Here is a 23,364-nt window from a genome sequence, read left to right as displayed (position 1 = left end):
ACTACGAGGCGGCGACGCCCATCGCGGGATCGCTGGTGCCGTCCTGGCCGGTCTCGAGCCGGCCGGCGAAGCGCCGCTCGAAGCCATCGCCCATGGTCAGCGTGAAGTCGTACCAGCTGTGGGTGTCGGCAAGGCTCCACGAGGGCTCGAGCTGCATGCCCGGCGACACGGTGTAGGTCCACGGGCCGTCGCCGCGGTAGGCGTTGGCGCGCACCGTCACCGCGGCCGGGGCCTCGCCCATGTTCATGATGGTGAGGCGGACCGCGTTGCGCTCGGGGTCGTAGCACACGCGCACCTCGGGGTTGGCCGCGCCGGCCAGCACGCCGAGCTGGCCCTTGAAGCGCCGGTGATAGCCGTTCGGCCCCAGCACCCAGAGGCTGTAGCGGCCCGCGTCGTCGGTGCTGGCCTGCCAGGCGTCGGAGATCATCTTGCCGGCCTCGACGGTGTAGCGCCGCGGATAGCGCGTGAGGTTCAGTTCGTCGTAGACGTGGAACACCGCGCCCTGCGTGCCCGTGTTGCTGAAGCTGAGCCACACGCGGCGGCCCGCGAGGTCGACGTTGGCGCTGGTGTGCAGGCGGTAGGGCAGCGCGCGCGAGGGGCGCAGCGCCAGCGCCTGCGAGGGCAGCGGCACCGAGCCCGCGGCGGGCACCGGCACGCCCGGCGACGCCACCTGCTGCGAGTAGGTGGCATCGGCCTGCGCGCGCGTGGGCGCGGGCACCAGCGCGGGCCGGGCGCCGTTCGGGTTGCGGAAGTCGAAGCAGGACATCAGGTCGCCGAACACCGCGCGCCGCCACGGGCTGATGTTGGTCTCGCGCACGCCGAAGCGCTGCTCGAGGAAGCGCAGGGTCGAGGTGTGGTCGAAGGCCTGCGAGTTGACCCAGCCGCCCACGCTCCACGGCGAGATCACGAGCATCGGCAGCCGCGAGCTGGCGCCGAAGGGGCGGCCGTCGGGCGTGCGCTGGCTCGAGTCGCCGGCCGGCGCCGGCATCGTGTAGTACTCGTTCGCGATGTCCACCGTCGACTTGCCTTCGTGGCTGCCGTCGGCGTTGCGCCACGGCGGCGCCGGCGGCGGCACGTGGTCGAAGAAGCAGTCGTTCTCGTCGAAGTTGATGATCAGCACCGTCTTGCTCCAGACCTCCGGGTTGGCCGTCAGCATGTCGAGCAGCGTCTGGATGTACCAGGCGCCCTGCTGCGGCACCGACATGCTCGGATGCTCGCTGTAGGCGCCGGGCGCGACGATCCAGCTCACCTGCGGCAGCGTGCCCGCGGCGATGTCGTCGGCCACGGCCTGCAGGAAGCCGCCGTCGGGCATGGTGTTGCCGAAGCCCTTGTAGAGCGGCGACAGCGTTTCCATCGCCGGGCCGTAGGCCGCATTGGGCGAGCCCTGCGCGCGCAGCTGCTCGTCGACCGCGCGGTAGGACGCGAAGGCGACCAGCTGGTTGTTGTTGCTGTTGTTGCCGGGGCGCGTGTAGACCTTCCAGTTGACGCCGGCCGCCTGCAGGCGCTCGGGGTAGGTGGTCCAGTTCAGGCCGTCGCCCGAGGGGCCGAGGCCGCCCCAGTTGGCGTTGGTGACGCAGGCGCGGCCGACGACGTTGGCGCCGTTGGTGCCGCTCCACAGGAACATGCGGTTGGTGAAGGTGCCGGTGTGGATCGACGTGTGGTACGCGTCGCAGACCGTGAAGGCATCGGCCAGCGCCCAGTGGAACGGCAGGTCGGACTGGCGCAGGTGGCCCATCGAGATCTTGGTGTTCTTGGCCTTCGGCCAGGCCGCCATGCGCCCGCCGTCCCAGGCCGCCTGCTGGTCGCCCCAGTCGTGCGCGCCGCCCACGCGCAGCGCGTTGCCCTTGGTGGCGTCGAGGTAGAAGGGCTGCACCGTGTCGGATGCGCCCTGCTGCAGCCACACCGGCTGGCCCGAGGCCATCGGGATCGTGAAGCGGTCGCTGAAGCCGCGCACGCCGGGCATGGTGCCGAAGTAGTGGTCGAAGGAGCGGTTCTCCTGCATCAGGATGATGACGTGCTCGACGTCGTTGAGGGTGCCTGTCGCGTTGTTGGCGGGAATGGCCAGCGCGCGCTGGATGGCGGGCGGGAAGGGCCCGAGGGCGGCGCTGGCCGCGGCGGCGCGCAGCAGGGCGCGGCGGTTCAAGGTGGTCATGGTGATCGGCGGTGAAGGTGGTGGCCGGACGCGCGCTCAGGGCGCGCAGTCGAGCCTGGAATTCCGGACGGGGACGTCGGCGCCGGACTCGGCGCCGTTGCCGGGCGCCGAGACGATCGGCACCTGGGGCGCGGCGGCGCCATCGCCGCCCGCATTGACCGCGGGCAGCGCGGCGAACGGGGCGCCCGATCCGCCGCCACCGCCGCAGGCGGCGAGCAGCGTGCCAGCGGCGCAGGCCAGTGCGAGCGCCTTCGCGGCGGCGCGCCATCCGGGGACGAACATGGATGTCATCGCGCTTCCCTTCAGTTGGCCGGCAGCGTCGACAGCGGCTTGTTCGACAGGAAGATCGACTGCAGCTCCGCATCGGTCAGCACGCGGTTCCACATCGCGAGGTCGCCGAAGTGCTCCTGGTAGGTGGGTGCGGTCGCGCACTTGCCCGCGACGTACGGCGGCGTGACGGAGCCATTGCACTTGTTCATCAGGAAGGTGCCGGTGCCGTCGTCGCCGATGCCCCAGTGCGGGTACGGCGAGAGCTTCGAGAGATCGACCGCGCCGGTCGACTTGCCCACCGCCACGCGGTTGGTGGTGCTGGTCACGGGATCGAACACCGTCATGTTCATGGTCTTGGCCACGCCGTCGACCGAGAAGGCGATGTAGACCCAGCGGTCGATGGCGATCTGCGTGTAGGGGCTGGTCGGCCCGTCTGCGCGCACGCCGCCGCCCGAGCCGATGTTGAAGGCCACGCCGCACTGGTCGCCCGAACTCGCGAACAGGCCGAGCGCGACGCCCGCGTTGCCGCCGCTGACATAGCTCTTGTTGGAGAGGATGGTCACGTTGTTCTTCGAGACGCAGGCGGGCGTCTTGAACCACAGGCCGATGGTGAACTGCGGTGCCGTGCCCTTGGCGATGTCGAAGCCCTCGGCCGGCGTGAGCCGGTAGCCCTCGATGCCGGCGGTGGTGACGTAGTTGGTGTCGATCAGCAGGCCGTGCGTGCCCGGGAACGGACCCGGAACGACCAGGCCGGCGGCCGCGGGCAGGTCGCTCGCGGCCGGGCCCATCGCGCTGTGGCCCATGGCATCGACCGGCGGCAGCGTGGCGCTGAACGGGTAGTAGGAGACCAGCCCGTTCTTCAGCGTCGGCGCGAGAGGCACCGGCGGCACGTACGACACGCGCGGCGAGAGCACGGCCCGCGCGGCCGCGTCGTCGCCGTCGCCGGCCTGCACCGTGTAGTCGAACTGGTAGCTGCCCTTGGCCGTCAGCACCTGCGCGAGCTGGCTGTCGGTGAACGTGGCGGTGCCGGCCGGCAGCTTCGAGGCGATGGGCTGGCCGTCGCGCAGCACCGTGATCGCGCCGGCCGAGGGCGCCACCCAGTCGAGCTTCACGCTCACGGTGGCGGAGTTGTTGTCGAGCACAGAAGCCGTGAGCCGCGACACGGGCTGCGCACCGGTGAGCCGGCCGCCGTCCATCGGGGACGCCTTCGCATCGGGCAGCGCCTTCAGGTGGCCGAGCACGGTCGGCGCCACGTCGGCGATGCTGGCGTAGCCGTAGAGCTCGGCCAGCGTCTGCGGCAGCGCCGCGCCGATGCCCTGTGCCGCGATGTTGGCGGGCTGGTTCAGGCCGATGAAGGTGCTCGATTCGGGCACCAGCGGCAGGCCGTCGTCCTGGCTGTTGGCGCTGAGGCCGTGGTTGCCGGTGATCACGACCAGCCAGCGTTCGTTGGCGCGCTTCGCGGTGGCTGCGAGCAGCGTGCCGACCGCCTTGTCGAGCGTGGCCAGCGTGCCCGCGTACTGGGGCGAGGCGAGACCGAAGTCCAGCGCCGCGTCCTTGCTCGCGCGGTATTGCGCGAGCACGGTGGCGTAGTTGCCGCCGATGAGTTGCGTGGCCTGCGTGGTCACGCAGTCGGTGGCGGTCGCGTCCCGCGAGCAGTCGGCGAGCGCATCGAGCGTGCCGCTGTCGTGGTCGGAGGCCAGCAACTGGGCCAGCCCGGCCGAGGCCACGGCGGCGCCATTGCTCGTGCCGTTCTTCGCCTTGGCCAGCTGGAACACGGTGGCGCCGCGGATCGCCTGCTTCGGCGCTTCCGACATCACCTGGTGGCGCGCGGCCCAGGTGCCGGTCAGCAGCGTGGCCCAGCCGGGCGTGTCGAGCGTGGGCTGCTGGCTCGGCGTGCCGGCCATGCCGCCGCTGTAGGCGAGCCGCGGCTCGAGCTTCGCGAGGTTGGGCAGCGTGCCGGCGGCGATGCCGCTGCGCACCGCGCCGTAGGTGGCGCCGTCGAGGTCGATGACCAGCGCGCGGCTCACGGCCGGCGTCGAGGGGCCCTCGGGCGTGTTGCCGCCGCCTTGCGTGGGCGGCAGGAAGGGCTGCGAGGCGCCGCCGCCGCTGCCGCCGCCGCAGCCCGCGAGCGCGGCAACGAGCGTGGCGGCGAGCGCGAAGGCGCGCGTCGCTGCGGCCCCGCGGGGGCGCGTGGATTCAGGGAAGCGGCGCGCCGGCGTGGCGCGGTCCGCGGGGGCGTGGGGTAGTTGCTCGACTGGCATGTCTATCGGCCTCTGGTGATGGAGTGGCCGAATTACAGAAGAGCGGGGTGACGTGCCAGAGACGAAAGCCCATGAGTATTTCGTTCGTCCTGTCGGCTTTTTCGTCAGATCGATGGGCCGCGGCGCGGCTCATGAGGCGTCTTCGAACTCCCCCTTGCGCAGCTTCAGCGCCACGTCGAAGAAGGAGGCGAGCACGCGGCTTTCGCGCCGCACCTGCAGGCAGTAGAGGTAGGTCTGCGTCACCGCGGGATCGCCCTCGATGCGCACGGTGCGCAGGCGCGCGTCGGGAATGAACTCGGCCTCGGAGACGGCGCCGATGCCGATGCCGCGCGCGGCCGCTTCGCGGATCGCCTCGCGGCTGCCGATCTCCATCGCGAGCCTGGGCCGGACGCCCGCGCGCGCGAAGGCCTCGTCGAGCGCGCGCCGCGTGCTGGAGCCGCTCTCGCGCTGCAGCATGGGCTGGCCGTGCAGTTCCTCGAGCCGGATCTCGCCGCGCCTGGCGAACGGATGGTCGCGGTGCACGAACAGGATCAGCGCATGGCGCGCATACGGCGTCGCGCTGAAGCCCGGCGCCTCGTGGAAGCGCGCGAGCACGCCGATGTCGACCGCGTACTCCTCGAGGTCCTTGAACACCGACGACGAATTGCCCATGCGGATCGAGACGTCGAGCCGCGGATAGCGCCGGCGGTAGGCGTCGACCATCTCGATCACGTGGAAAGGGCCGACCGCGCCGAGCTTGAGCTCGCCCGACTGCAGGTCGCCGCTGTCGTGCAGCAGGTTGTACGAATCGAGTTCGAGCGCGGCGATCTGGCGCGCGATGGGCAGCAGGCGCTCGCCGACGCTGGTGAGCTCGATGCGGTGGCCCTGGCGGTGGAACAGCATCACCTTGTGCTGGCGCTCCAGCGCCTGGACCTGGGTGGTCAGCGTGGGCTGGCTCAGGCCCACGGCGCGCGCGGCGGCGCTGAAGCTGCCGTGCTGGGCGACGGCGAGGAAGGCGCGGAGTTTGGCAGCGGACATCCATAGATTGTTTGAATGGAATCGTGACAAATCCGTGATCGATCTGATATGCGCCTGTCACATGGCGTTCTTAGCCTTGGGGTAGTCGCAGGCCGATGCCTGCCGTTCCGGTCCCTTCCAGTACCTTTTCCCATCCCCAACACCACCATGAATACCCTTCTTCGCCTGCGTCGCAGCCTGATCGCCCTGGCCCTTTCGGCGGTTTCCGCGGTCGCCGCCCTGCCGGCCCTGGCCGCGCAGCCCCTCACCATCGGGCTGATCCCGGCCGAGGACTCGCAGGCCATGATCGAGAGCAGCCGCCAGGTGCTCGACAGCCTGCAGCAGCAGCTCGGCATGCCGGTCAAGCCCTTCGTGGCGACCGACTACAACGGCGTGATCGAGGCGCTGCGCTCCAAGAAGCTCGACGTGGCCTACCTCGGCCCGTTCTCGTACGTGCTCGCGAACCAGGTCGCGGACGTGGAAGCCTTCGCGGTGGCCGTGACGAAGAAGACCGGCCAGAGCGCCTACAAGAGCGTGATCATCGCGCGCAAGGAAAGCGGCATCGCCAGGACCGCCGACCTCAAGGGCCGCAGCTTCGCCTTCGTCGACCCGACCTCGGCCTCGGGCCACCTGTTCCCCAAGTCGGGCCTGCTGCAGGCCGGCCACGACCCCGAGACCTTCTTCGGCCGCGTGATCTTCTCGGGCTCGCACGACGCCAGCATCCTGGCCGTGGCCAACAAGAAGGTCGATGCCGCCGCCGTGGCTGACCGCATCCTCGCGAGCGCCATCGCCAAGGGCCAGGTCAAGCAGGACGAGCTCGAGATCGTCTGGTCGTCGAACCCGATCCCCGAGTCGCCGATGGTCTGGCGCAAGGACCTCGATCCGGCGCTGAAGGCGAAGATCGCGAAGGCGCTGGCCAACGTGAAGGACCTGCCCTGGGGCGACCAGGGCGTGCTCAACGGCTTCCAGCCCACCACCGACGCGGCCTACAACGTGGTGCGCGACACCGCCAAGGTGCTCAAGCTCGACCTGCGGAGCATGAAGTGATCCGCATCCGGCAGCTCACCAAGCGCTACGGCGACAACGCCGTGCTGCGCGGTGTGGACCTCGACGCCGCGGCGGGCGAGTTCGTGGTGGTGCTCGGCGAATCGGGCGCCGGCAAGTCGACCCTGCTGCGCTGCGTGAACCGGCTGGCGCTGGCCGACGGCGGCGAGCTCAGGGTCGACGGCATGGACGCCGTGAACTGCGCCGACACGCGCGCGCTGCGCCAGCGCGTGGCGATGATCTTCCAGCACCACAACGTGGTGCCGCGGCTCAGCGCGCTGAAGAACGTGCTCACGGGGCGGCTCGGCGCGGTGTCGACCCTGGCCTCGGTGCTGCACTTCTTCAGCCGCGCCGACATCGCGCTGGCGCACGAATGCCTGGGCCGCGTGGGGCTGGCGCACAAGGCCCATGCGCGCACCGATTCGCTCTCGGGCGGCCAGATGCAGCGCGTGGGCATCGCGCGCGCGCGTCGCGCAGCAGCCGCGGCTGATCCTGGCCGACGAGCCGGTCGCGAGCCTCGATCCGCAGACCTCGCGCAAGGTGCTGCAGTACCTGCGCGATGCCTCGCGCGACCTCGGCATCACCGTGCTGTGCAACCTGCACCAGGTCGACTACGCGCGCGAGTTCGCCGACCGCATCGTCGGCCTCTCGCAGGGCCGCGTCGTGTTCGACGGCGCGCCCCAGGCCATGGGCCCCGACGACATCGACCGCATCTACGTGCCGCAGCCCGCGGCCGACCGCAAGGAGCCCGCCGCCCCGGCGGCGCCATCGATGCCGCTGCTGGCGCGCAGCGAAGGACACGCATGAACACCCCTTCTTCTTCCTACGCCTGGACCGGCCCGCTGCCCGAGAGCCGCCGCGGCTGGTTCAACCTGCTGATCGGCCTGTGCGTGGTCGGCTGGGCGCTGCAATGGAGCGCCGGCGGCGCGCAACTGAGCTGGTCCGAACTGGCGGCGGGCCTGCCGCAGATCCTCGATTTCCTGGGCCGCACCATGCCGCCCGACACCAACATCCTGAGCCGCCTGGTCGCGCCCGCGCTCGAGACCATCCAGATCGCCGTCTGGGGCACGCTGCTCGCGGTGCTGCCGGCCATTCCGCTGTCCTTCCTGGCGGCGCGCAACCTGCAGAGCCGGCGCTGGGTCTACCAGTGCACGCGCCAGGCCCTCAACGTGGTGCGCAGCATCAACGAGCTGATCCTCGCGCTGGTCTTCGTGTCGGCCGTGGGGCTCGGTCCGTTCCCGGGCGTGCTGGCGCTCGCGCTGCATGGCGCGGGCATGCTCGGCAAGTTCTTCGCCGATGCCATCGAGGAGATCGACCAGGGCCCGCTCGAGGCCCTGCGCGCCACGGGTGCGCGGCCGCTGCAGGTCATCGTGTTCGGCGTGCTGCCGCAGGTGGTCACGGCCTGGATCGCCGTGGTGCTGTACCGCTTCGAGGTGAACCTGCGCTCGGCCACCGTGCTGGGCATGGTGGGCGCGGGCGGGCTGGGCTTCGAGCTGGTGAGCAGCCTCAAGCTGTTTCGCTACCAGGAGACCGCCACCTGCATCATCGTGATCACCGTGATGGTGATCGTGGCCGACCTGCTCTCGAGCCAGCTGCGCCACCGCATCCAGCACAGCGGCCGGCACTGAAGGCCGCGCGGATCTTTTCTCTTAGGCGACCGGCCGCATGACGCGGCCGTGGCGCGAGCTTTCCCGAACCCATCATGTGGACCTACTACAACCCCGTCGACGTGCACGCCGGCCGCGGCTCGCTCGATGCGCTGCCCGGGCTGCTCGGCGCACGCCGCGCGATCCTGATCGCCTTCCCCGAGGCGGTCGGCCTCGGCCTCGTCGATCGCATCCGCGGCCTGCTGGGTGAGCGCCTGGTGGCCGTCGAGACCGAGGTGCTGCCGAACCCCGACGTGGCCTGGCTGGCGCCGATGTACGAACGGCTGTGGCGCGAGCATGCCGAGGTCGACTGCGTCATCGCGCTCGGCGGCGGCAGCGTGATCGACTGCGCGAAGGTGATGCTCACGCGCCCCGCGGTCGGCCGCTTCGATGAGCTGCTCGCGCTGCTCGAAGGCGCGGACAGCGCGCCGGCCGCGACCCGGCGACACCGGCGGCTGCTGGCCATTCCCACGACCGCGGGCACCGGCAGCGAAGTCACGCCCTGGGCCACCGTGTGGGATCAGGCGCGCGCGCGCAAGCTGTCGCTGCAACTGCCGTGGACCTGGCCCGAGGCCGCCATCGTCGATGCCGACCTGATGCTGAGCCTGCCGCATGCGGCCACCCTGGCCAGCGGCCTCGACGCGCTGTCGCATGCGCTCGAGTCGCTGTGGAACGTGCACCGCAACCCGGTGTCGGCGAGCCTGGCCGTGAGCGCGGCGCGCAGCATCGTCGCCACGCTGCCCGAGCTGCTGGCGCGGCCCGACCGACCCGAGCTGCGCGAGCGCCTGGCCACCGCGGCGCTGCAGGCCGGCCTGGCGTTCTCCAACACGCGTACCGCGCTCGCGCACTCGCTGTCCTACGACATCACGCTGCGGCACGGCGTGCCGCACGGCATCGCGTGTTCGTTCAGCCTGCCGCGCATCATGCAGCTCGCGGCCGGGCGCGATCCGGCGCTCGACGCGCTGCTGCTGTCGGTGTTCGATGCGCACGACATGGGCCAGGCCGTCGCGTCGCTGAGCGCCTTTCTCGAGGGGCTGGGCGTGAGCGTCGATCCGCTGAGCTATGGCATTCCCGAGGCGGAGTGGAGCGAGCGCATCGCGCAGGCGCTGGCCGGTGCGCGCGGGCGCAACTTCATCGCCGCCGACGCCGGCTGATCAGGATGCGCAGGCGGTGTTTGCCGCCGTGCGCGGGTACTCCATCTCCTGCATCACCCAGTCGCGCCGCGCGTTGCCGTAGCGGCCCGCGATCTCGCACAGCGTGCGGTCGAGCTGCTGCACCGGCTTGAGCGCGGCCACCAGCGGCAGGGGCTTTGCCTCGTGCGTGGCGGGGCCGGCCACCAGCACGAGTCCGCTGCGCAGCTTCACCGGGCCCGAGGCCGAGACCGCGTCGACATCGACATGCCCCGTGCGCGTCCACGCATCGGTGGCCAGCGCGAGCGCGATGTCGTCGGCACCGTCGCGCACCTCGAGCCGGCGACGCTCGCCGCGCCAGAACGCGGCCTTGTTGAACAGGTACTCGGCGCCGCGGCCGGTCGTGAGGCCGAAGGGCGCGCTCGCATGCGCCGGGCCCCAGCCGTCCACGCCGAGTTCGGACGCCATCGCCGTCGCCTTCGCGGGCCCGCCGATCGCTTCGACCAGCGCGAGCGTCGCGGGCACCGAGGCCGTGATGCCGGTGGTCGTCGCCACGTCGCGGTCGACCAGGTAGCGCCTGTCGGGCACATGCGTGGCGCCGGGTTGCTTGCGCAGCGTGCCGCGGTCGTACCAGTGGCCCGCGAAGCGCCGGCCGTCGAGCAGGCCGGCGTGCGCGAGCACGAGCGCGCCCGAGCACACGCCGATCACGCGCGCTCCCCGGCTGGCCTGTTGTTGCAGCCAGGCCTTCACCGCGGGTGCGTCGGCCGGCTCCATCGCGGGCACGATCACGTAGTCGGCGCCCGCGGGATGGGCGCGGTCGAAGCTGGCGAAGTCCTGCGCGCCCTCGACCTGCAGCGCCGGGAACAGCGTGACCCGGCCCGCCCGCGGTGCCACCACACGCACATCGGCCACGTCGGCGCGCTGCAGCACCGCGTGCGGCAGCAGCAGGTCGGTGAGCTCGGTGCCTTCGTTGAGCGCCAGCATCGCGACCACCGGCCGGCCGGGCCGGCGCGGCTTCATGGCCTCGACGAAGGCCTGCCGGTCGCGCGCGAGCGCCGCCTCGTCGTGCGCCGCGGGCGGCACCGCCGCATCGCGCGTGCCCGTGCCGCATCCCGCCAACCCGATCGCCGCCATACTCGCGCACAGCAGCGCACGCAGCCCGTTCCACATGGAGAATCCCCTTCATGACCTCGATGCACCGAGCTTAGGAATGCCGACCCCCACCCACAAGGACGAAGAAGCCGCGGTTCCTGCCAGCACCGTCGTGCTGATCGCGTTCGATGGCGTCGAGGCCATCGACGTCGCGGGCCCCGCCAGCGTGTTCAGCAAGGCCGAGCAATTGCGCCCCGGCAGCTATGAGGTGCTGATCGCCTCGCCGGACGGCGGCGCCGTGTCGACCAACAGCGGCCTGCAGCTGGGCGACACCCGCGGCCTCGACGCGCTGCCCGCCGCCATCGACACCCTGATCGTGGCTGGCGGCGACGAACCTGCCGTGCGCCACGCCATCCTCGAGCAGCGCATCGGCGACTGGATCGCCCAGGCTGCGCCGCGCGTGCGCCGCGTCGCGAGCGTGTGCAGCGGCGCCTTCGCGCTCGCCGCGGCCGGCCTGCTCGACGGGCGCGAGGCCACCACCCATTGGCGCGTGTGCGAGATGCTGCAGGCACTGCGGCCGCAGGTGCGCGTGCGGCAGCAGCGCATCTACGTGCGCGACGGCAAGGTCTGGACTTCAGCGGGCGTGGTCACCGGCATCGAACTCGCGCTCGCGCTGGTCGAGGACGACCTGGGCCATGAGGTCTCGATGGACATCGCGCGCACCCTGGCGCTGCCGATGCTGCGCGGCGGCGAGCAGCCGCAGCTCACCCCCGCCCTGCAGGCGCAGGCCAGCGCGAGCCATCGGCTGCGCGAACTGGTCGCGTGGATCGGCACCCATCCGCGGGAAGAGCTCGCGGTCGAGGCGCTGGCCGAGCGCGCCGGCATGAGCCCGCGCAACTTCGCGCGCGCCTTCGCGGCCGAGACCGGGTGCACGCCCGCGCGCTTCGTCGAGCGCACGCGCGTGGCGGCGGCGGCGCAGTTGCTGCGGCAGACCGGGTGGACGCAGGAAAGGATCGCGAGCCGCAGCGGGTTCGGGTCGGTGGATGCGTTGCAGCGCGCGTTCGTGCGCTTGCATGGGGTGACGCCGGGCGAGTGGCGCGATACCGGGCCGACCGAAGCACGAAGAGAGACATGAACATGAGCGAAGCGAAGGCAGCTGGAAATGCGGGCCTCTCCGGGCATGCAGTGCTGATCGCGGGCGCCGGCCCCACCGGCATGATGCTCGCGGGCGAACTGGCGCTGGCCGGCGTCGATGTCGCGATCCTCGAGCGGCGCTCGAACCAGGACATCGAAGGATCGCGCGCCGGCGGCCTGCATGCACGCACCCTCGAGATCTTCGACCAGCGCGGCATCGTCGACCGGTTCCTGGCCGAAGGGCAGACGGCGCAGGTGGCCGCGTTCGGCCTCAACCGGCTCGACATCGGCGACTTTCCGACGCGGCACAACTACGGACTGGCGCTGTGGCAGAAGCACATCGAGCGCATTCTTGCGGGCTGGATCGCCGAACTGGGCGTGACCACGTATCGGGAGCGCGAGGTGGTCGGATTCGATCAGGACGAGGCCGGTGTCGACGTCCATCTGCGCGAAGGCCGGACGCTGCGCGCGCAATACCTGGTCGGCTGCGATGGCGGGCGCAGCGCGATCCGGAAGGCGGCGGGGGATCGAGTTTCCGGGGTGGGATGCCACGATCAGCCACATCCTTGCCGAAGCGGAGGTCGCAGAAGAGCCCGTGTGGGGCATGCGGCACGACGCGATCGGGACCCACGGCCTGAGCCGTATGGACGACGGGAAGACCGTGCGGATCATGGTGACCGAGCGCGAAGTCGGGCGCGCGGACCACCCCACGCTGCGCGATCTGAGCGAGTGCTTGATGGCGCACTACGGCACCGACTTCGGCGTACACAGCCCGCTTCATATCTCGCGCTTCACGGACATGGCCCGGCAGGCAGCGAGCTATCGCAAGGGGCGCGTGCTGTTGGCCGGAGATGCAGCGCATGTGCACTATCCGGCGGGCGGGCAGGGGCTCAATCTCGGCGTGCAGGATGCCTTCAACCTCGGGTGGAAGCTGGCGCAAGTGGTCAAGGGGATCTCGCCGGACAGCCTGCTCGATAGCTATCAGGCGGAGCGGCATCCGGTGGGGGCGCTGGTGCTGCGCAATTCGCTGGCGCAGGTCGCGCTGCGGCGGCAGGACGATCGCAGCAAGGCGCTGGCGGAGAGCGCGTCGGAGCTGCTTCGGATGGAAGCACCGCGCAAGCGCTTCGCGGGGATGATGTCTGGGTTGGATATCCGGTACGACCTGGGGGAGGGGCATCCTTTGGTGGGCAGGAGGATGCCGGATCTCGATGTCGTGACTGCGGAAGGTACGAAGCGCGTTTTCACGCTGATGCACTCGGGGCGGCCGCTGCTGCTCAATTTCGGGATGCCGGGTGGTTCCGATGCGGAACGCCTGGCCGACAAGGTCCAGGTGATCGATGCCAGCTTCGATGGCACCTGGGAGCTTCCGGTGATCGGCGAGGTCGGTGCGCCGACGGCCGTGTGGGTCAGGCCCGACGGCTACGTGGCGTGGGTCGGGGAGTCATCGTGGGAGGGGCTTGAAGAAGCCCTGGCCACCTGGGTTGCAGCGCCACGCAGGACGTGATGCCTCAGGACGCTACCTGCAATCCCCACCCATCGAAACGGTCCCATCCCTGCACTCGGTCAGCATCGGCTCCCCCACCGAAGCCGAGCCCGGCCCCGCCGCCACCGGCGCCGAACCCGCGCCTGTGCCGACGTCCCTTTCATAGACGATCTTCCTGCTGCCAAGCTCGCAACTCCCCACCACCTGCCCGTTCGTCGACGCGTTGGCATCGACGACGGCCACGGTGAAGCGCGCCACGCCGGCGGCGGCGATCTTCGACTCGATGCGGGTGCGCAGGGCCTCGCAGTCCTCGGCCGCGTGCGCGCCGCACGCCGCGCCGGCCAGGGCCAGCACGGCGGGGAGCATCGCGCGCCAGGAGGGCTTCATGGCTGCCGCCACCCGCGCGATGCCGATCAGCCCTGGGCCGAGGCCAGCGCCGCGTTGAGCGTGGCGCTCGGGCGCATCACGGCCTCGAACTTGGCCTTGTCGGCCAGGTAGTAGCCGCCGATGTCCACGGCCTTGCCCTGCACGGCGGCGAGTTCGTCGACGATCTTCTGCTCGTTGGCGGCGAGGGTGCCGGCCAGCTTCACGAAGGCGGCCTGCAGGTCCTTGTCGTCGGTCTGCGCGGCCAGTTCCTGTGCCCAGTACATCGCCAGGTAGAACTGGCTGCCGCGGTTGTCGAGCTGACCGGTCTTGGGCGAGGGGTTCTTGTTGTTGTCGAGCAGCTTGCCGGTGGCGGTGTCCAGGGTCTTGGCGAGGATCTTGGCCTTCTGGTTGCCGGTCTTGATCCCCAGGTCTTCCAGGCTCACGGCCAGCGCGAGGAATTCGCCCAGCGAATCCCAGCGCAGGTGGTTCTCTTCCACCAGTTGCTGCACGTGCTTGGGAGCCGAGCCGCCCGCGCCGGTCTCGTACAGGCCGCCGCCGGCCATCAGCGGCACGATCGACAGCATCTTGGCCGAGGTGCCCAGTTCCATGATCGGGAACAGGTCGGTCAGGTAGTCGCGCAGGATGTTGCCGGTGGCGCTGATGGTGTCGAGGCCGCGGACCACGCGCTCCAGCGTGTAGCGCATGGCGCGCACCTGGCTCATGATCTGGATGTCCAGGCCCGAGGTGTTGTGCTCGTGCAGGTACATCTTGACCTTGGTGATCAGCTGGGCCTCGTGCGGGCGGTAGGCGTCGAGCCAGAACACGACCGGCATGCCGGAGTTGCGCGCGCGGGTGACGGCCAGCTTGACCCAGTCGCGGATCGCGGCGTCCTTGACCTGGCACATGCGCCAGATGTCGCCCTGCTCGACGTCCTCGCTCATCAGCACTTCGCCGGTGTCCAGGTCGGTGATGTTGGCGACGCCGTCTTCGGGGATCTCGAAGGTCTTGTCGTGCGAGCCGTATTCCTCGGCCTTCTGCGCCATCAGGCCGACGTTGGGCACGGTGCCCATGGTCTTGGGGTCGAAGGCGCCGTGCCACTTGCAGAAGTTGATGATCTCCTGGTAGATGCGGGCGAAGGTCGATTCGGGCATCACGGCCTTGACGTCCTTCAGGCGGCCGTCGGCGCCCCACATCTTGCCGCCGTTGCGGATCATCGCGGGCATGGAAGCGTCCACGATCACGTCGTTGGGCGAGTGGAAGTTGGTGATGCCCTTGGCCGAGTCGACCATGGCCAGCTCGGGGCGGTGCTCGTGACAGGCGTGCAGGTCGCGCTTGATCTCGTCCTGGGTGCTCTGGGGCAGGGTGGCGATCTTGTTGTAGAGGTCGACCATGCCGTTGTTGACGTTGATGCCCAGCTCGTCGAACAGCTTGCCGTGCTTCTCGAAGGCTTCCTTGTAGAAGATCTTCACGCAGTGGCCGAACACGATGGGGTGCGAGACCTTCATCATGGTGGCCTTGACGTGCAGCGAGAACATCACGCCGGTCTTGTGCGCGTCCTCGATCTCCTTCTCGTAGAACTCGAGCAGGGCCTTCTTGCTCATGAACATGGAGTCGATGACCTCGCGGTCCAGCAGCGCGACCTTGGGCTTGAGCACGATGGTCTTGCCGCTCTTGGTGATGAGCTCCATCTTGACGTTGCGCGCGCGGTCCAGGGTCATGGACTTCTCGCCGTGGTAGAAGTCGCCGCCGTGCATGTGCGAGACGTGCGAGCGCGAGGCCTGGCTCCATTCGGCCATGCTGTGCGGGTTCTTGCGGGCGTATTCCTTGACCGCCTTGGGCGCGCGGCGGTCGGAGTTGCCTTCGCGCAGCACGGGGTTCACGGCGCTGCCGGTGCACTTGTTGTAGCGCGCGCGGATGTCCTTGTCCTCGTCCGTGGTCGGGTTTTCGGGGTAGTCGGGGATCTTGTAGCCCTTGCCCTGCAGTTCCTTGATGGCCGACTTGAGCTGGGCCACCGAGGCGCTGATGTTGGGCAGCTTGATGATGTTGGCTTCGGGCTTGAGGGTCAGCTTGCCCAGTTCGGCGAGGTTGTCCGGCACTTTCTGGTCGTCGGCCAGCAGCTCGGGGAATTCGCCCAGGATGCGGGCAGCCACGGAGATGTCGCTGGTTTCGACGTTGATCCCGGCCGGATTCGCGAAGGTGCGGATGATGGGCAGGAATGCGTAGGTCGCCAGCAGGGGCGCCTCGTCGGTCAGGGTGTAGACGATGGTGGGTTGCTTCGTGCTCATGCGCTTCTTCCGTAGATGCAGGTTGTCAAGTGCTGGAATTTCCGGCCGTCAGGGGGTCGCCCTTTTTTGGCCGTAACCCCGGATTGTCGCGCGACCGGGGCCGGGGCCGGCCGATGGGCCCCCGAAACCCTGGTACGGGGGTGTGTCTCAGGCCCCCGGCACCCAAAAATATCCCCGCGCGTCAGGGCCATCCCTGCCCGCGGCGAGCCACCTTGCATCGCAAAATGATGCCCCCATGAGCGCCACCACCGTTTCGGCTGTTCCACCCCTCGCGCCCACCGACCCGCGGATCCGCGTCCTCGTCGCCGACGATCAGCCCCTGATCCGCCGCGGCATGGCGATGCTGCTCGATGCCGCATCCGACATCCAGGTCGTCGGCCAGGCCGCCGACGGCATGGAGGTGGTGGAGCTCGCCCGGCGCCTGCAGCCCGACGTGGTGCTGATGGACCTGCGCATGCCGCGCCAGAGCGGGGTGCTGGCCACGCGCGAGATCACGGCCGCGCTGCCGCGCACCCGCGTGATGGTGCTGACCACCTTCGACCGCGACGACCTGGTGTTCGACGCGGTGCGCGCCGGCGCGCAGGCCTACCTGCTCAAGGACGCGTCGGAGGACGAGGTGCTGGACACGGTGCGCGCGGTGCACCGCGGCGAGTCGCGCATGACGCCGCAGATCGCGCGCAAGGTGATGGACCAGTTCCGGCTGCTGGCCAACCACGTGGCGCAGGACGTGACGGCGGAAGACCCGCCGGCCTGTGCCGAGCCCGAGTCGGCCGAGGCGCAGGAGGCGCAGGAGATGCCCGACCCTCTGACCGAGCGCGAGACCGTGGTGCTCGACCTGATCGCCAAGGGCCAGAGCAACCGCCAGATCGCGGCGGCGCTGAACCTGGCCGAGGGCACGGTGAAGAACCACGCGAGCCGCATCATGCAAAAGCTTCACGCGAACACGCGCACCGAACTGGCGGTGCTCGTGCTCGCGCGAAGAAAACAGCCCTGAAGAAAAAAAGACGCCGGGTCGTGCCCGGCGTCGTTCATTCGCTCAGTCGCTCAGTCGCTCACTCGCTGAAGCAGGTCATTCGCTCAATCCGAAGCGTCCATGCTTGCCCGCGGGATTGGCGGACGAGGCCTCGACGTGCGCCTTTAGCATCGGCCGCAGCGCCACGATGGCCAGGAAGGCGGCGAACAGGTCCAGTCCCGCCACGGTGTAGAGCACGGTCGACCAGGTGCCGGTGGCTTCCATCATCAGGTTGCCGATGGGCACGAACAGCGCGCCGATTCCCTTGGCGCAGTACAGCACGCCATAGATCTTGCCGATGTGCTTGGTGCCGAAGGCGTCGCCGGCCAGCGCGGAGAACAGCGAATACACCTCGCCCCAGGCCAGGAACACCACGCCCGACAGGATCAGGAAGGCCCACGGGTTGTGGCCGAAGTAGCCCAGCGCGATGATGCCGATGCCCTCGAGCGTGAAGGCGATCACCATGGTCTTCTCGCGGCCGATGTGGTCGGAGATCCAGCCGAACAGGGGGCGCGAGATGCCGTTCATCACGCGGTCGAGCATCAGCGCCAGCGGCAGCGCGGCCATGACGAAGAAGTGCAGGTCGACCTTGAACTCCTTCACGCCCAGGTCCTGCGCGATCACGCCCAGTTGCGCCACGGCCATCATGCCGCCGGTGACCACGCACGAGAACATCAGCAGCATCAGCCAGAACAGGCGGGTGTTCAGCGCTTCCTTCAGCGTGTAGTCGCGGCGGCTCTGCGTGAGCTTGGCCGAGGCGCGGATCTCGTGCGCCTTGGGGGCGCGCAGGAACCACGCGGCCAGGAAGGCCAGCGAACCCTGCATCACGCCGAAGAAGAAGAAGGCCTCCTGGAACCCGGACGATTCGATCATCGCGGCGATCGGCAGGATGGTCGCGGCCGAGCCGGCGCCGTAGCCGCCGGCCGTCAGGCCCACGGCCAGGCCGCGGCGGTCGGGGAACCACTTGAGCGCGTTGTTGATGCAGGTGGCGTAGATCGATCCCACGCCGATGCCGCCGACGGCCGCGCCGATGTAGAAGCCCAGCAGCGTGGTCGCCTGCGAGTTGATGACCCAGGCCGCGCCGATGAACAGCGCGCCGAAGGCCACGATCAGCCGTGGCCCGAACTTGTCGATGAAGTAGCCCTCGATCGGCGCGAGCCAGGTCTGGACCAGCACGAAGATGGTGAAGGCGATCTGGATCGAGGCGCGCTCCCAGCCGAAGGACTTCTGGATCTCGGGCACGAACAGCGTCCACGCGTACTGGATGTTCGCGGTCGCGATCATGCAGACGATGCCGACGACCAGCTGCGTCCAGCGGCTGGCGTACCAGCGTACCGGGACGCCGGCGGAGGCGCCGACGGCCGGCGAGAGGGATGTGGGGGTGCTCATTGTCGAATGTCTCCTTGGCAGGTCACGCCGATCGCGTCGCGGCGCTGTCGAACTGGGTGGATGTGGCGCATCTCTCGACACGCTGCGCGATGGACGCAACTGTCGTCTCGAAAATAACTGCTCGCGCCTGCCGGAAGTCACGCCGCGACTCGAGGAAAACCCCGAGATATCAGGGTAAGTGCCCATACCGAAAGTCATGGGCTGACGCGGGCAGGGTCCTTTGCGACAATGCGCCGCCCATGACCGCGCGCCCCCCTCCCGCCCCGCCGGCTTCGACCTCTCGATCAGCCTGCTGCAGCGCATCGACCCCCGACGCAGCCTCGCCGCCGCGATCGGCTGGCTGATGATCGCGCTGGCCATCTGCCTGGCGCTGGCGGCCAATCTCTGGCTGCGCAGCTTCGTGCGCTCGACCCTGCTCGAGGTGCACTCGCAGCGGCTGGAGACGGCCGGCGAGCACGTCAGCGCCGAGCTCGACACAGCGATGCTGCTGCGCCTGCAGTCGGTGAGCGTGGTGGCCTCGATCCTGTCGCAGGATGTGCAGGGCGACGACGCCGCGTGGCGGCAGCGTTCGCTCGAGGCGGTGCACCGCGGCGTGCCGGACCTGATCTGGCTGGCGCTGACCGACGCGGACGGCTTCATCGTCGCCGCCACCGATCCGAAGGTGGTGGGCGAGAACGTCAACCAGCATGCGTGGATCTCGCAGGGCCTGGCCGATGCGTGGATCGAGGAGGGCCGCTCGCCGGGCGAGCATTTCCTCAAGCTCAGCGCGCCGGTGAGCAATGCCGACGGCGCCATCGTCGGCGTGGTGGCGGCGCAGCTCAGCTGGCAATGGGTGGACCACACGGTGTCCGGCATCAAGGCCTCGCCGGGCGAGTGGCTGCTGATCGACCGCGACGGCATGGTGCGCCACGGCCCGGCGGCGCTGCTCGGCAAGCGCTGGCGCGAGATGGGCGACCTGGCCGCGCCCTTCGACCCGACGGTCGCCGGGCTGGGCACCGATGGCGCCGACCTGCCGGCGCGCATCCGGGTGCGGCGGCTGGTCGACAACAAGCCCTTCCTGGTGGCGGCGCCGCGCACCGAGCGCGACGGCACCCTGCGGCGCCTCGGCTGGCGCGTGGTGGTGGTCGAGCCGGTGGCCTCGCTGGCCTCGTTCGCGACCGCCATCGAATGGCGCATCACGCTGGTGCTCAGCATGCTGGGCCTGTGCGCCGCGGTGGTCGGCGTGGCCATGACGCACCGCCTGACCCACCGCGTGAGCGTGATCGCGAGATCGGCCGACGCGGTGCTCGCCGGCAGCGCCTCGCGCATCGAGGTGCCCGAGGGCGCCGACGAGGCCGCGCGCCTGGGCACGGCGCTCGATCGGCTGCTCGACACGCTGCAGCGCGAGCGCGACGAGCTGCGTCTGCTCAACGCCGAACTCGACGAGCGCGTGCGCCAGCGCACCGCCGAGATCAGCCGGCTGGCGCAGGAGTCGCGCGAGTCCGCCGTGATGCGCGAGCGTCTGCGCATGGCGCGCGACCTGCACGACACGCTGGCGCATTCGATGATGGCCATGCTCACCGAGATCCGCGTGCTCAAGCACATCGCGACCACGCAGCCGCAGGAACTGCCCGACGAGCTGATGCGCGCCGAGCAGGCCGCGCGCGAGGGCCTGGACGAGGCGCGCCGCGCCATCGACCAGCTGCGCAGCAACCCGGTGCGCGACATCGGGCTGGGCGCGGCGCTGGTCGAACTGGCCCGCGGCATGAACGAGCGCACGGGCATCGTGCTCGACTGCGAGTTCGCGCCCGACCTGCCGGCGCTGGCTGCCGAGCCCGCGGAGACCGTGTACCGCATGTGCGAGGAACTGCTGCGCAACGTCGAGCGCCATGCGGGCGCGCGGCACCTGGGCCTGCGCCTGCAGCCTGCCGACCCGGGCGTGCTGCAGCTCGAGATCGTCGACGATGGCGTGGGCTTCGACAGCCGTGCCATCGCGCCCGGGCACTACGGGCTGGTGGGGTTGCGCGAGCAGGCCGAGGCCATGGGCGTGCGTCTGGCCATCGACAGCCGGCCCGGCCAGGGCACGCGCGTGACCCTGCGCTGGGCCGCGCCCGGCTACGCGCCGATCGTCTGAGCGCGGGCCTCGGCCGGCCGCGTCGCCGGGCGCGCCTGCGCCATCTGCCGCGCCGCGATGTAGCCGAAGGTCATCGCCGGCCCGATGCTGCTGCCGCCGCCCGGATAGCGCCCGCGCATGATCGAGTTCATGTCGAGCCCGGCCGCGTAGAGCCCCTCGATCGGCGTGCCCTGGGGCGTCAGCACCCGTGCCTCGGCATCGGTCTCGAGGCCGCCCACCGTGCTGAGATCGCCCGGATGCAGCGCGAGCGCGTAGTAGGGCCCGTCGCCGATCGGCGCCACGCCCGGATTGGGCGCATGCGTCGGGTCGCCGCGAAAGCGCGAGTGCGCATCGGCGCCCTTGCCGAACTCGGGGTCCTCGCCGCGCGCCGCGCCTTCGTTGAAGCGCCGCACCGTGGCCTCGAGTTCGTGCGGATCGATGTGGAGGCGCCCGGCCAGCTGCGCCAGGGTCGGCGCCTCGATCAGATAGCCCGCCTCGATCAGCGAGCGCGCGCTGAAGGGCGCGGGCCGCGCGAGGCCGAGGCCGTAGCGGCGCAGGAAGTCGCGGTTCGCGATCAGGTGCGCGGTGGTGATGCCCCGCCGGTGCATCGTGCCCACGAAGGTCTGGTACGAGCCGCCTTCGTTGACGAAGCGCCGCCCGTCGGGCCCGACCGCGATGCAGCCGGGCATGGCACGGTCGATGAAGATGTGCGGGTACTTGACGATGCCGCCGTCGGGCTTGCGCAGCACCGACACCGGCGTCCAGATGCAGTCGCCCGCATGGGCCGGATCGTGCAGGCCGCCGACCGCCACGCCGAGGCGCACGCCGTCGCCGACGTTGCCCTCGGGCTGCAGCGAATGGTGATGCTCGGCAAACGGAATGTGCTTGCGGCGCATCGCCTCGCTCGCGCCATAGCCGCCGGTGGCCAGCAGCACGCCGCGCCGCGCGACCACCTGCAGGCGGCGGCCCTCGCGCTCGATCTCCACGCCGGTCACGCGGCCGTCGTGCATCGTGAGCTCGAGCGCGGGCGTGTTCTTCCACAGGGTCACGCCGGCCTGGATCGCCGAATGGAACAGCCGCGCCGCCAGCGCGTTGCCGTTGACGATGCGCGTGCCGCGCCCGTAGCGCAGCCGGTCGGCGACGAAGCGCCGCATCACGCGCGCGGTGTGGCGAAACCCGGCCCAGGTCTTGAGCGCATGGCGCATCGGATGGATGTCGGCACCCTCGATCTGCATGCTGCCGAACAGCATCAGTTGCGGCAACGGCATGCGCAGGTCGGCCAGGCGGTGGCCGAGCAGCCGGCCGTCGAAGGCCTGCGTCAACAGCGAGCGGCTGCGTGCCGCGCCCGGCAGGTCCGATTCGTAATCGGGCAGCGGAAAGGGCTTGAAGCGCACCTCGGAGTGCCGCTCCATGAAGGCCAGCATTTCGGGCGTGTATGGACCGGAGACATGGGTGACACATGTGCGAGGACATGGTGGACACATTCTGCATGGTGGTTCAGGCCTCGCGCAGGTCGATCTCGCGCAGCTTGTGGTGCACGAAGTAGACGTCATAGCAGCCCTGTCTGCCGGGCTGCTCGCGCAGCGCGATCTCGTGGTCCTTGAGTGCTGCAGACACCTTGAAGCGCTTGCTCTTGAAGCGCACCTCCCCCAGCCAGCCGACCTTCACCACCGTGTCGTTCGGGCCGTACTCGAGCGGCGGCAGCGTTCTCGGATAGGCCCTCTCGCTAGCGCGATACCGGCTCGCCGGGGTGTTCATGCCCAGCGCCTGGTGCGGGCGCTCATGGTTGTAGACATGCCTCCAGCGATCGAACTGCTGCTGCGCCTGCGCCAGATCCTGGAAGCTGCGCCCGGCCAGCAACTCCGCCTTCAGGCTGCGATGGAAGCGCTCGTCCTTGCCATTGGTCTGCGGGTGATAGGGGCTGCTGAAGCTCACCCGCACGCCCAGGCGGATCAGCCACAGCGCGAGTTCGCTGAGTTGGCCCGGCTCGCGCGGACTGCCCCAGGGCGCGCCGTTGTCCGCATTGATTCGCACCGGCAAGCCGTAGCGGGAGAAGACATCCTGCAGTTGCTCCTTCACGCTGGCCGTTTGCTGACGGGCACAGGCGCGCAGGGCCAGGTTGTAGCGGGAATGGTCGTCCAGCAGCGTCAGCGGGTGGCAGCGCCCTGCTGCGGTGGACACGTAGCCCTTGAAGTCGATCTGCCAAAGGCTGTTGGGCGCCTCGTGCTCGAAGCGCTGCCAAGCGGTGGCCGCACTGCTGGCCTGGGCGCTGATGAGGCCGTGGCGCTTGAGGATGGAGTTGACGGTGCTCGGAGCCACGCAACCCTGTCCGAGGTCACTCAGTCGCCGTGCGAGCTTGCGTGCGCCCCAGGCGGGGTGCTGCTGGCGCAGCGAGACGATGGATTGTTGAAGCTCGGGCGAGGTCTCGCCAGGACTGTGGTGCGGGCGTCGACTGGCATCGCCCAGGCCGGCGGCACCCAACGTGGCGCTGCGTGCGAGCCATTTGTAGCCGGTCTGCGGGCTGATGCCGAAGCGCCGACACAGCTCGCGCCGGTTGGCACCTTCCTGGCGTGCCAGGGCAACGAACTCTTCTCTCAGGCTCATGGTGTCTCGGGTGCTCCAGGGCATGGTCGTCTTCCGATCGGGCGATATACCCAATGGTGTCCACCATGTCCTCGCACACCTGTCCACCATGTGCCCGGTCCATACAGGGCGCATGGTCGAGGTAGCTGGCGACGAGGTCGTCGCGGTAGGCCTCGCCGAGCACGGCGCGCAGGTAGGTCTCGGCGGCCGCGCGCGAATCGTCGAGGCCGATCTGCTTCATCACGTGGTTGCACGGAATCCACGGCGCGCCGCCCGAGTAGGCAGTGGTGCCGCCGAACAGCGCGGTCTTCTCGACCACCAGCACCTCCAGGCCCGACTGGCGCGCCGTGATGGCGGCGGTGAGTCCGGCCGCGCCGCTGCCGATGATGACCACGTCGGTTTCGATCATGGGGAACCTCTGGGAAATGA

The 23,364-nt window shown here is 70.0% G+C and carries 17 protein-coding genes and 3 pseudogenes; 9 read left to right on the top strand and 11 right to left on the bottom strand.

The genetic code is table 11. The features are described 5' to 3' along the window. Position 1 precedes the first annotated feature (1 nt). The 4 genes from ACHMXE_RS03295 to ACHMXE_RS03280 all read right to left on the bottom strand — a co-directional run bounded on the left by ACHMXE_RS03295 (position 2) and on the right by ACHMXE_RS03280 (position 5,700). Positions 2–2,152 carry a phosphocholine-specific phospholipase C gene (locus ACHMXE_RS03295; protein ID WP_395346825.1) on the bottom strand — a complete coding sequence of 717 codons (2,151 nt, stop codon included), beginning with the start codon at positions 2,150–2,152 and terminating at the stop codon, positions 2–4. 36 nt (positions 2,153–2,188) lie between these two features. Further along, positions 2,189–2,443 (bottom strand): hypothetical protein, encoded by a 255-nt coding sequence (locus ACHMXE_RS03290; protein ID WP_395346822.1) that lies wholly within the window; start codon positions 2,441–2,443, stop codon positions 2,189–2,191. 11 nt (positions 2,444–2,454) lie between these two features. Beyond that, positions 2,455–4,683 carry a hypothetical protein gene (locus ACHMXE_RS03285; protein ID WP_395346820.1) on the bottom strand — a complete coding sequence of 743 codons (2,229 nt, stop codon included), beginning with the start codon at positions 4,681–4,683 and terminating at the stop codon, positions 2,455–2,457. Between the two features lie 129 nt (positions 4,684–4,812). Then, on the bottom strand, positions 4,813–5,700 hold the full coding sequence (locus ACHMXE_RS03280) for a LysR substrate-binding domain-containing protein (RefSeq protein WP_395346817.1): 888 nt from the start codon (positions 5,698–5,700) through the stop codon (positions 4,813–4,815). Positions 5,701–5,847: 147 nt separating this feature from the next. On the opposite strand from ACHMXE_RS03280, the gene phnD reads away from it, so the two are divergent. The 4 genes and pseudogenes from phnD (at position 5,848) to psrA (ending at position 9,523) form a co-directional block, all read left to right on the top strand. Further along, a complete protein-coding gene (gene phnD, locus ACHMXE_RS03275; RefSeq protein WP_395346815.1) occupies positions 5,848–6,726 on the top strand; it encodes a phosphonate ABC transporter substrate-binding protein in 879 nt (292 codons plus the stop codon). Further along, positions 6,723–7,530 (top strand): annotated as a pseudogene (phnC, locus tag ACHMXE_RS03270) (phosphonate ABC transporter ATP-binding protein). Before phnD ends, phnC begins: the two are co-directional and overlap by 4 nt. Next, complete coding sequence (phnE, locus tag ACHMXE_RS03265) at positions 7,527–8,351, top strand: phosphonate ABC transporter, permease protein PhnE (protein ID WP_395346813.1); 825 nt, start codon at positions 7,527–7,529, stop codon at positions 8,349–8,351. Before phnC ends, phnE begins: the two are co-directional and overlap by 4 nt. A 74-nt stretch (positions 8,352–8,425) precedes the next feature. Further along, a complete protein-coding gene (gene psrA / locus ACHMXE_RS03260; protein ID WP_395346811.1) occupies positions 8,426–9,523 on the top strand; it encodes an iron-containing alcohol dehydrogenase PsrA in 1,098 nt (365 codons plus the stop codon). Here psrA and ACHMXE_RS03255 read toward each other — a convergent pair whose 3' ends face one another. Next, the gene (locus tag ACHMXE_RS03255; protein WP_395346809.1) at positions 9,524–10,669 is read right to left on the bottom strand and encodes a DJ-1/PfpI family protein; all 1,146 of its coding nucleotides are present in this window, start codon (positions 10,667–10,669) and stop codon (positions 9,524–9,526) included. A gap of 40 nt (positions 10,670–10,709) precedes the next feature. Here ACHMXE_RS03255 and ACHMXE_RS03250 point away from each other — a divergent pair, with 40 nt between their 5' ends. The 3 genes and pseudogenes from ACHMXE_RS03250 (at position 10,710) to ACHMXE_RS03240 (ending at position 13,229) form a co-directional block, all read left to right on the top strand. Next, a complete protein-coding gene (locus ACHMXE_RS03250; RefSeq protein WP_395346807.1) occupies positions 10,710–11,726 on the top strand; it encodes a GlxA family transcriptional regulator in 1,017 nt (338 codons plus the stop codon). Beyond that, positions 11,723–12,205: pseudogene (locus tag ACHMXE_RS03245) on the top strand (FAD-dependent monooxygenase); the annotation flags it as partial. The gene ACHMXE_RS03250 and the pseudogene ACHMXE_RS03245, both read left to right, overlap by 4 nt. A 10-nt stretch (positions 12,206–12,215) precedes the next feature. Continuing rightward, positions 12,216–13,229: an FAD-dependent monooxygenase gene (locus ACHMXE_RS03240; RefSeq protein ID WP_395346805.1), complete on the top strand. Its 1,014-nt coding sequence runs from the start codon at positions 12,216–12,218 to the stop codon at positions 13,227–13,229. Positions 13,230–13,241: 12 nt separating this feature from the next. On the opposite strand, the gene ACHMXE_RS03235 is transcribed toward ACHMXE_RS03240, so the two are convergent. Continuing rightward, complete coding sequence (locus ACHMXE_RS03235) at positions 13,242–13,595, bottom strand: DUF1161 domain-containing protein (protein WP_395346803.1); 354 nt, start codon at positions 13,593–13,595, stop codon at positions 13,242–13,244. 26 nt (positions 13,596–13,621) lie between these two features. Then, entirely contained in the window at positions 13,622–15,859 is a 2,238-nt protein-coding gene (locus tag ACHMXE_RS03230) for an NADP-dependent isocitrate dehydrogenase (protein WP_203206801.1), read from the bottom strand. Positions 15,860–16,094: 235 nt separating this feature from the next. Here ACHMXE_RS03230 and ACHMXE_RS03225 point away from each other — a divergent pair, with 235 nt between their 5' ends. Further along, positions 16,095–16,853 (top strand): response regulator, encoded by a 759-nt coding sequence (locus ACHMXE_RS03225; protein WP_395346801.1) that lies wholly within the window; start codon positions 16,095–16,097, stop codon positions 16,851–16,853. A 75-nt stretch (positions 16,854–16,928) separates the two neighbouring features. Here the strand turns inward: ACHMXE_RS03225 and oxlT are convergent, their stop codons facing one another. Further along, complete coding sequence (gene oxlT / locus ACHMXE_RS03220) at positions 16,929–18,260, bottom strand: oxalate/formate MFS antiporter (protein ID WP_203206803.1); 1,332 nt, start codon at positions 18,258–18,260, stop codon at positions 16,929–16,931. A 220-nt stretch (positions 18,261–18,480) separates the two neighbouring features. Here oxlT and ACHMXE_RS03215 point away from each other — a divergent pair, with 220 nt between their 5' ends. Next, positions 18,481–20,373, top strand: coding sequence for a histidine kinase (locus tag ACHMXE_RS03215; RefSeq protein ID WP_395346799.1), 1,893 nt, complete (start codon positions 18,481–18,483; stop codon positions 20,371–20,373). On the opposite strand, the gene ACHMXE_RS03210 is transcribed toward ACHMXE_RS03215, so the two are convergent. The 3 genes and pseudogenes from ACHMXE_RS03210 to ACHMXE_RS03200 all read right to left on the bottom strand — a co-directional run. Continuing rightward, positions 20,355–21,776: an FAD-binding protein gene (locus tag ACHMXE_RS03210; protein WP_395346797.1), complete on the bottom strand. Its 1,422-nt coding sequence runs from the start codon at positions 21,774–21,776 to the stop codon at positions 20,355–20,357. The two genes, ACHMXE_RS03215 and ACHMXE_RS03210, sit on opposite strands and share 19 nt — an antisense overlap. A gap of 73 nt (positions 21,777–21,849) precedes the next feature. Continuing rightward, positions 21,850–22,980 carry an IS481 family transposase gene (locus tag ACHMXE_RS03205; RefSeq protein WP_395346795.1) on the bottom strand — a complete coding sequence of 377 codons (1,131 nt, stop codon included), beginning with the start codon at positions 22,978–22,980 and terminating at the stop codon, positions 21,850–21,852. A 142-nt stretch (positions 22,981–23,122) separates the two neighbouring features. Further along, a pseudogene (locus ACHMXE_RS03200) lies at positions 23,123–23,344 on the bottom strand (FAD-dependent oxidoreductase); the annotation flags it as partial. Positions 23,345–23,364: the final 20 nt, after the last annotated feature.

Source organism: Variovorax sp. UC122_21 (assembly GCF_044056785.1).
GTDB lineage: Bacteria > Pseudomonadota > Gammaproteobacteria > Burkholderiales > Burkholderiaceae_C > Variovorax.
This window is presented reverse-complemented; position numbering and strand designations above follow the sequence as displayed.

Bases quoted from the DNA above. Each gene is read 5' to 3' on its own strand.
- ACHMXE_RS03295 (WP_395346825.1), bottom strand. From the start codon at position 2,152: ATGACCACCTTGAACCGCCGCGCCCTGCTGCGCGCCGCCGCGGCCAGC.
- ACHMXE_RS03290 (WP_395346822.1), bottom strand. From the start codon at position 2,443: ATGACATCCATGTTCGTCCCCGGATGGCGCGCCGCCGCGAAGGCGCTC.
- ACHMXE_RS03285 (WP_395346820.1), bottom strand. From the start codon at position 4,683: ATGCCAGTCGAGCAACTACCCCACGCCCCCGCGGACCGCGCCACGCCG.
- ACHMXE_RS03280 (WP_395346817.1), bottom strand. From the start codon at position 5,700: ATGTCCGCTGCCAAACTCCGCGCCTTCCTCGCCGTCGCCCAGCACGGC.
- phnD (WP_395346815.1), top strand. From the start codon at position 5,848: ATGAATACCCTTCTTCGCCTGCGTCGCAGCCTGATCGCCCTGGCCCTT.
- phnE (WP_395346813.1), top strand. From the start codon at position 7,527: ATGAACACCCCTTCTTCTTCCTACGCCTGGACCGGCCCGCTGCCCGAG.
- psrA (WP_395346811.1), top strand. From the start codon at position 8,426: ATGTGGACCTACTACAACCCCGTCGACGTGCACGCCGGCCGCGGCTCG.
- ACHMXE_RS03255 (WP_395346809.1), bottom strand. From the start codon at position 10,669: ATGTGGAACGGGCTGCGTGCGCTGCTGTGCGCGAGTATGGCGGCGATC.
- ACHMXE_RS03250 (WP_395346807.1), top strand. From the start codon at position 10,710: ATGCCGACCCCCACCCACAAGGACGAAGAAGCCGCGGTTCCTGCCAGC.
- ACHMXE_RS03240 (WP_395346805.1), top strand. From the start codon at position 12,216: ATGGCGGGCGCAGCGCGATCCGGAAGGCGGCGGGGGATCGAGTTTCCG.
- ACHMXE_RS03235 (WP_395346803.1), bottom strand. From the start codon at position 13,595: ATGAAGCCCTCCTGGCGCGCGATGCTCCCCGCCGTGCTGGCCCTGGCC.
- ACHMXE_RS03230 (WP_203206801.1), bottom strand. From the start codon at position 15,859: ATGAGCACGAAGCAACCCACCATCGTCTACACCCTGACCGACGAGGCG.
- ACHMXE_RS03225 (WP_395346801.1), top strand. From the start codon at position 16,095: ATGAGCGCCACCACCGTTTCGGCTGTTCCACCCCTCGCGCCCACCGAC.
- oxlT (WP_203206803.1), bottom strand. From the start codon at position 18,260: ATGAGCACCCCCACATCCCTCTCGCCGGCCGTCGGCGCCTCCGCCGGC.
- ACHMXE_RS03210 (WP_395346797.1), bottom strand. From the start codon at position 21,776: ATGCTGGCCTTCATGGAGCGGCACTCCGAGGTGCGCTTCAAGCCCTTT.
- ACHMXE_RS03205 (WP_395346795.1), bottom strand. From the start codon at position 22,980: ATGCCCTGGAGCACCCGAGACACCATGAGCCTGAGAGAAGAGTTCGTT.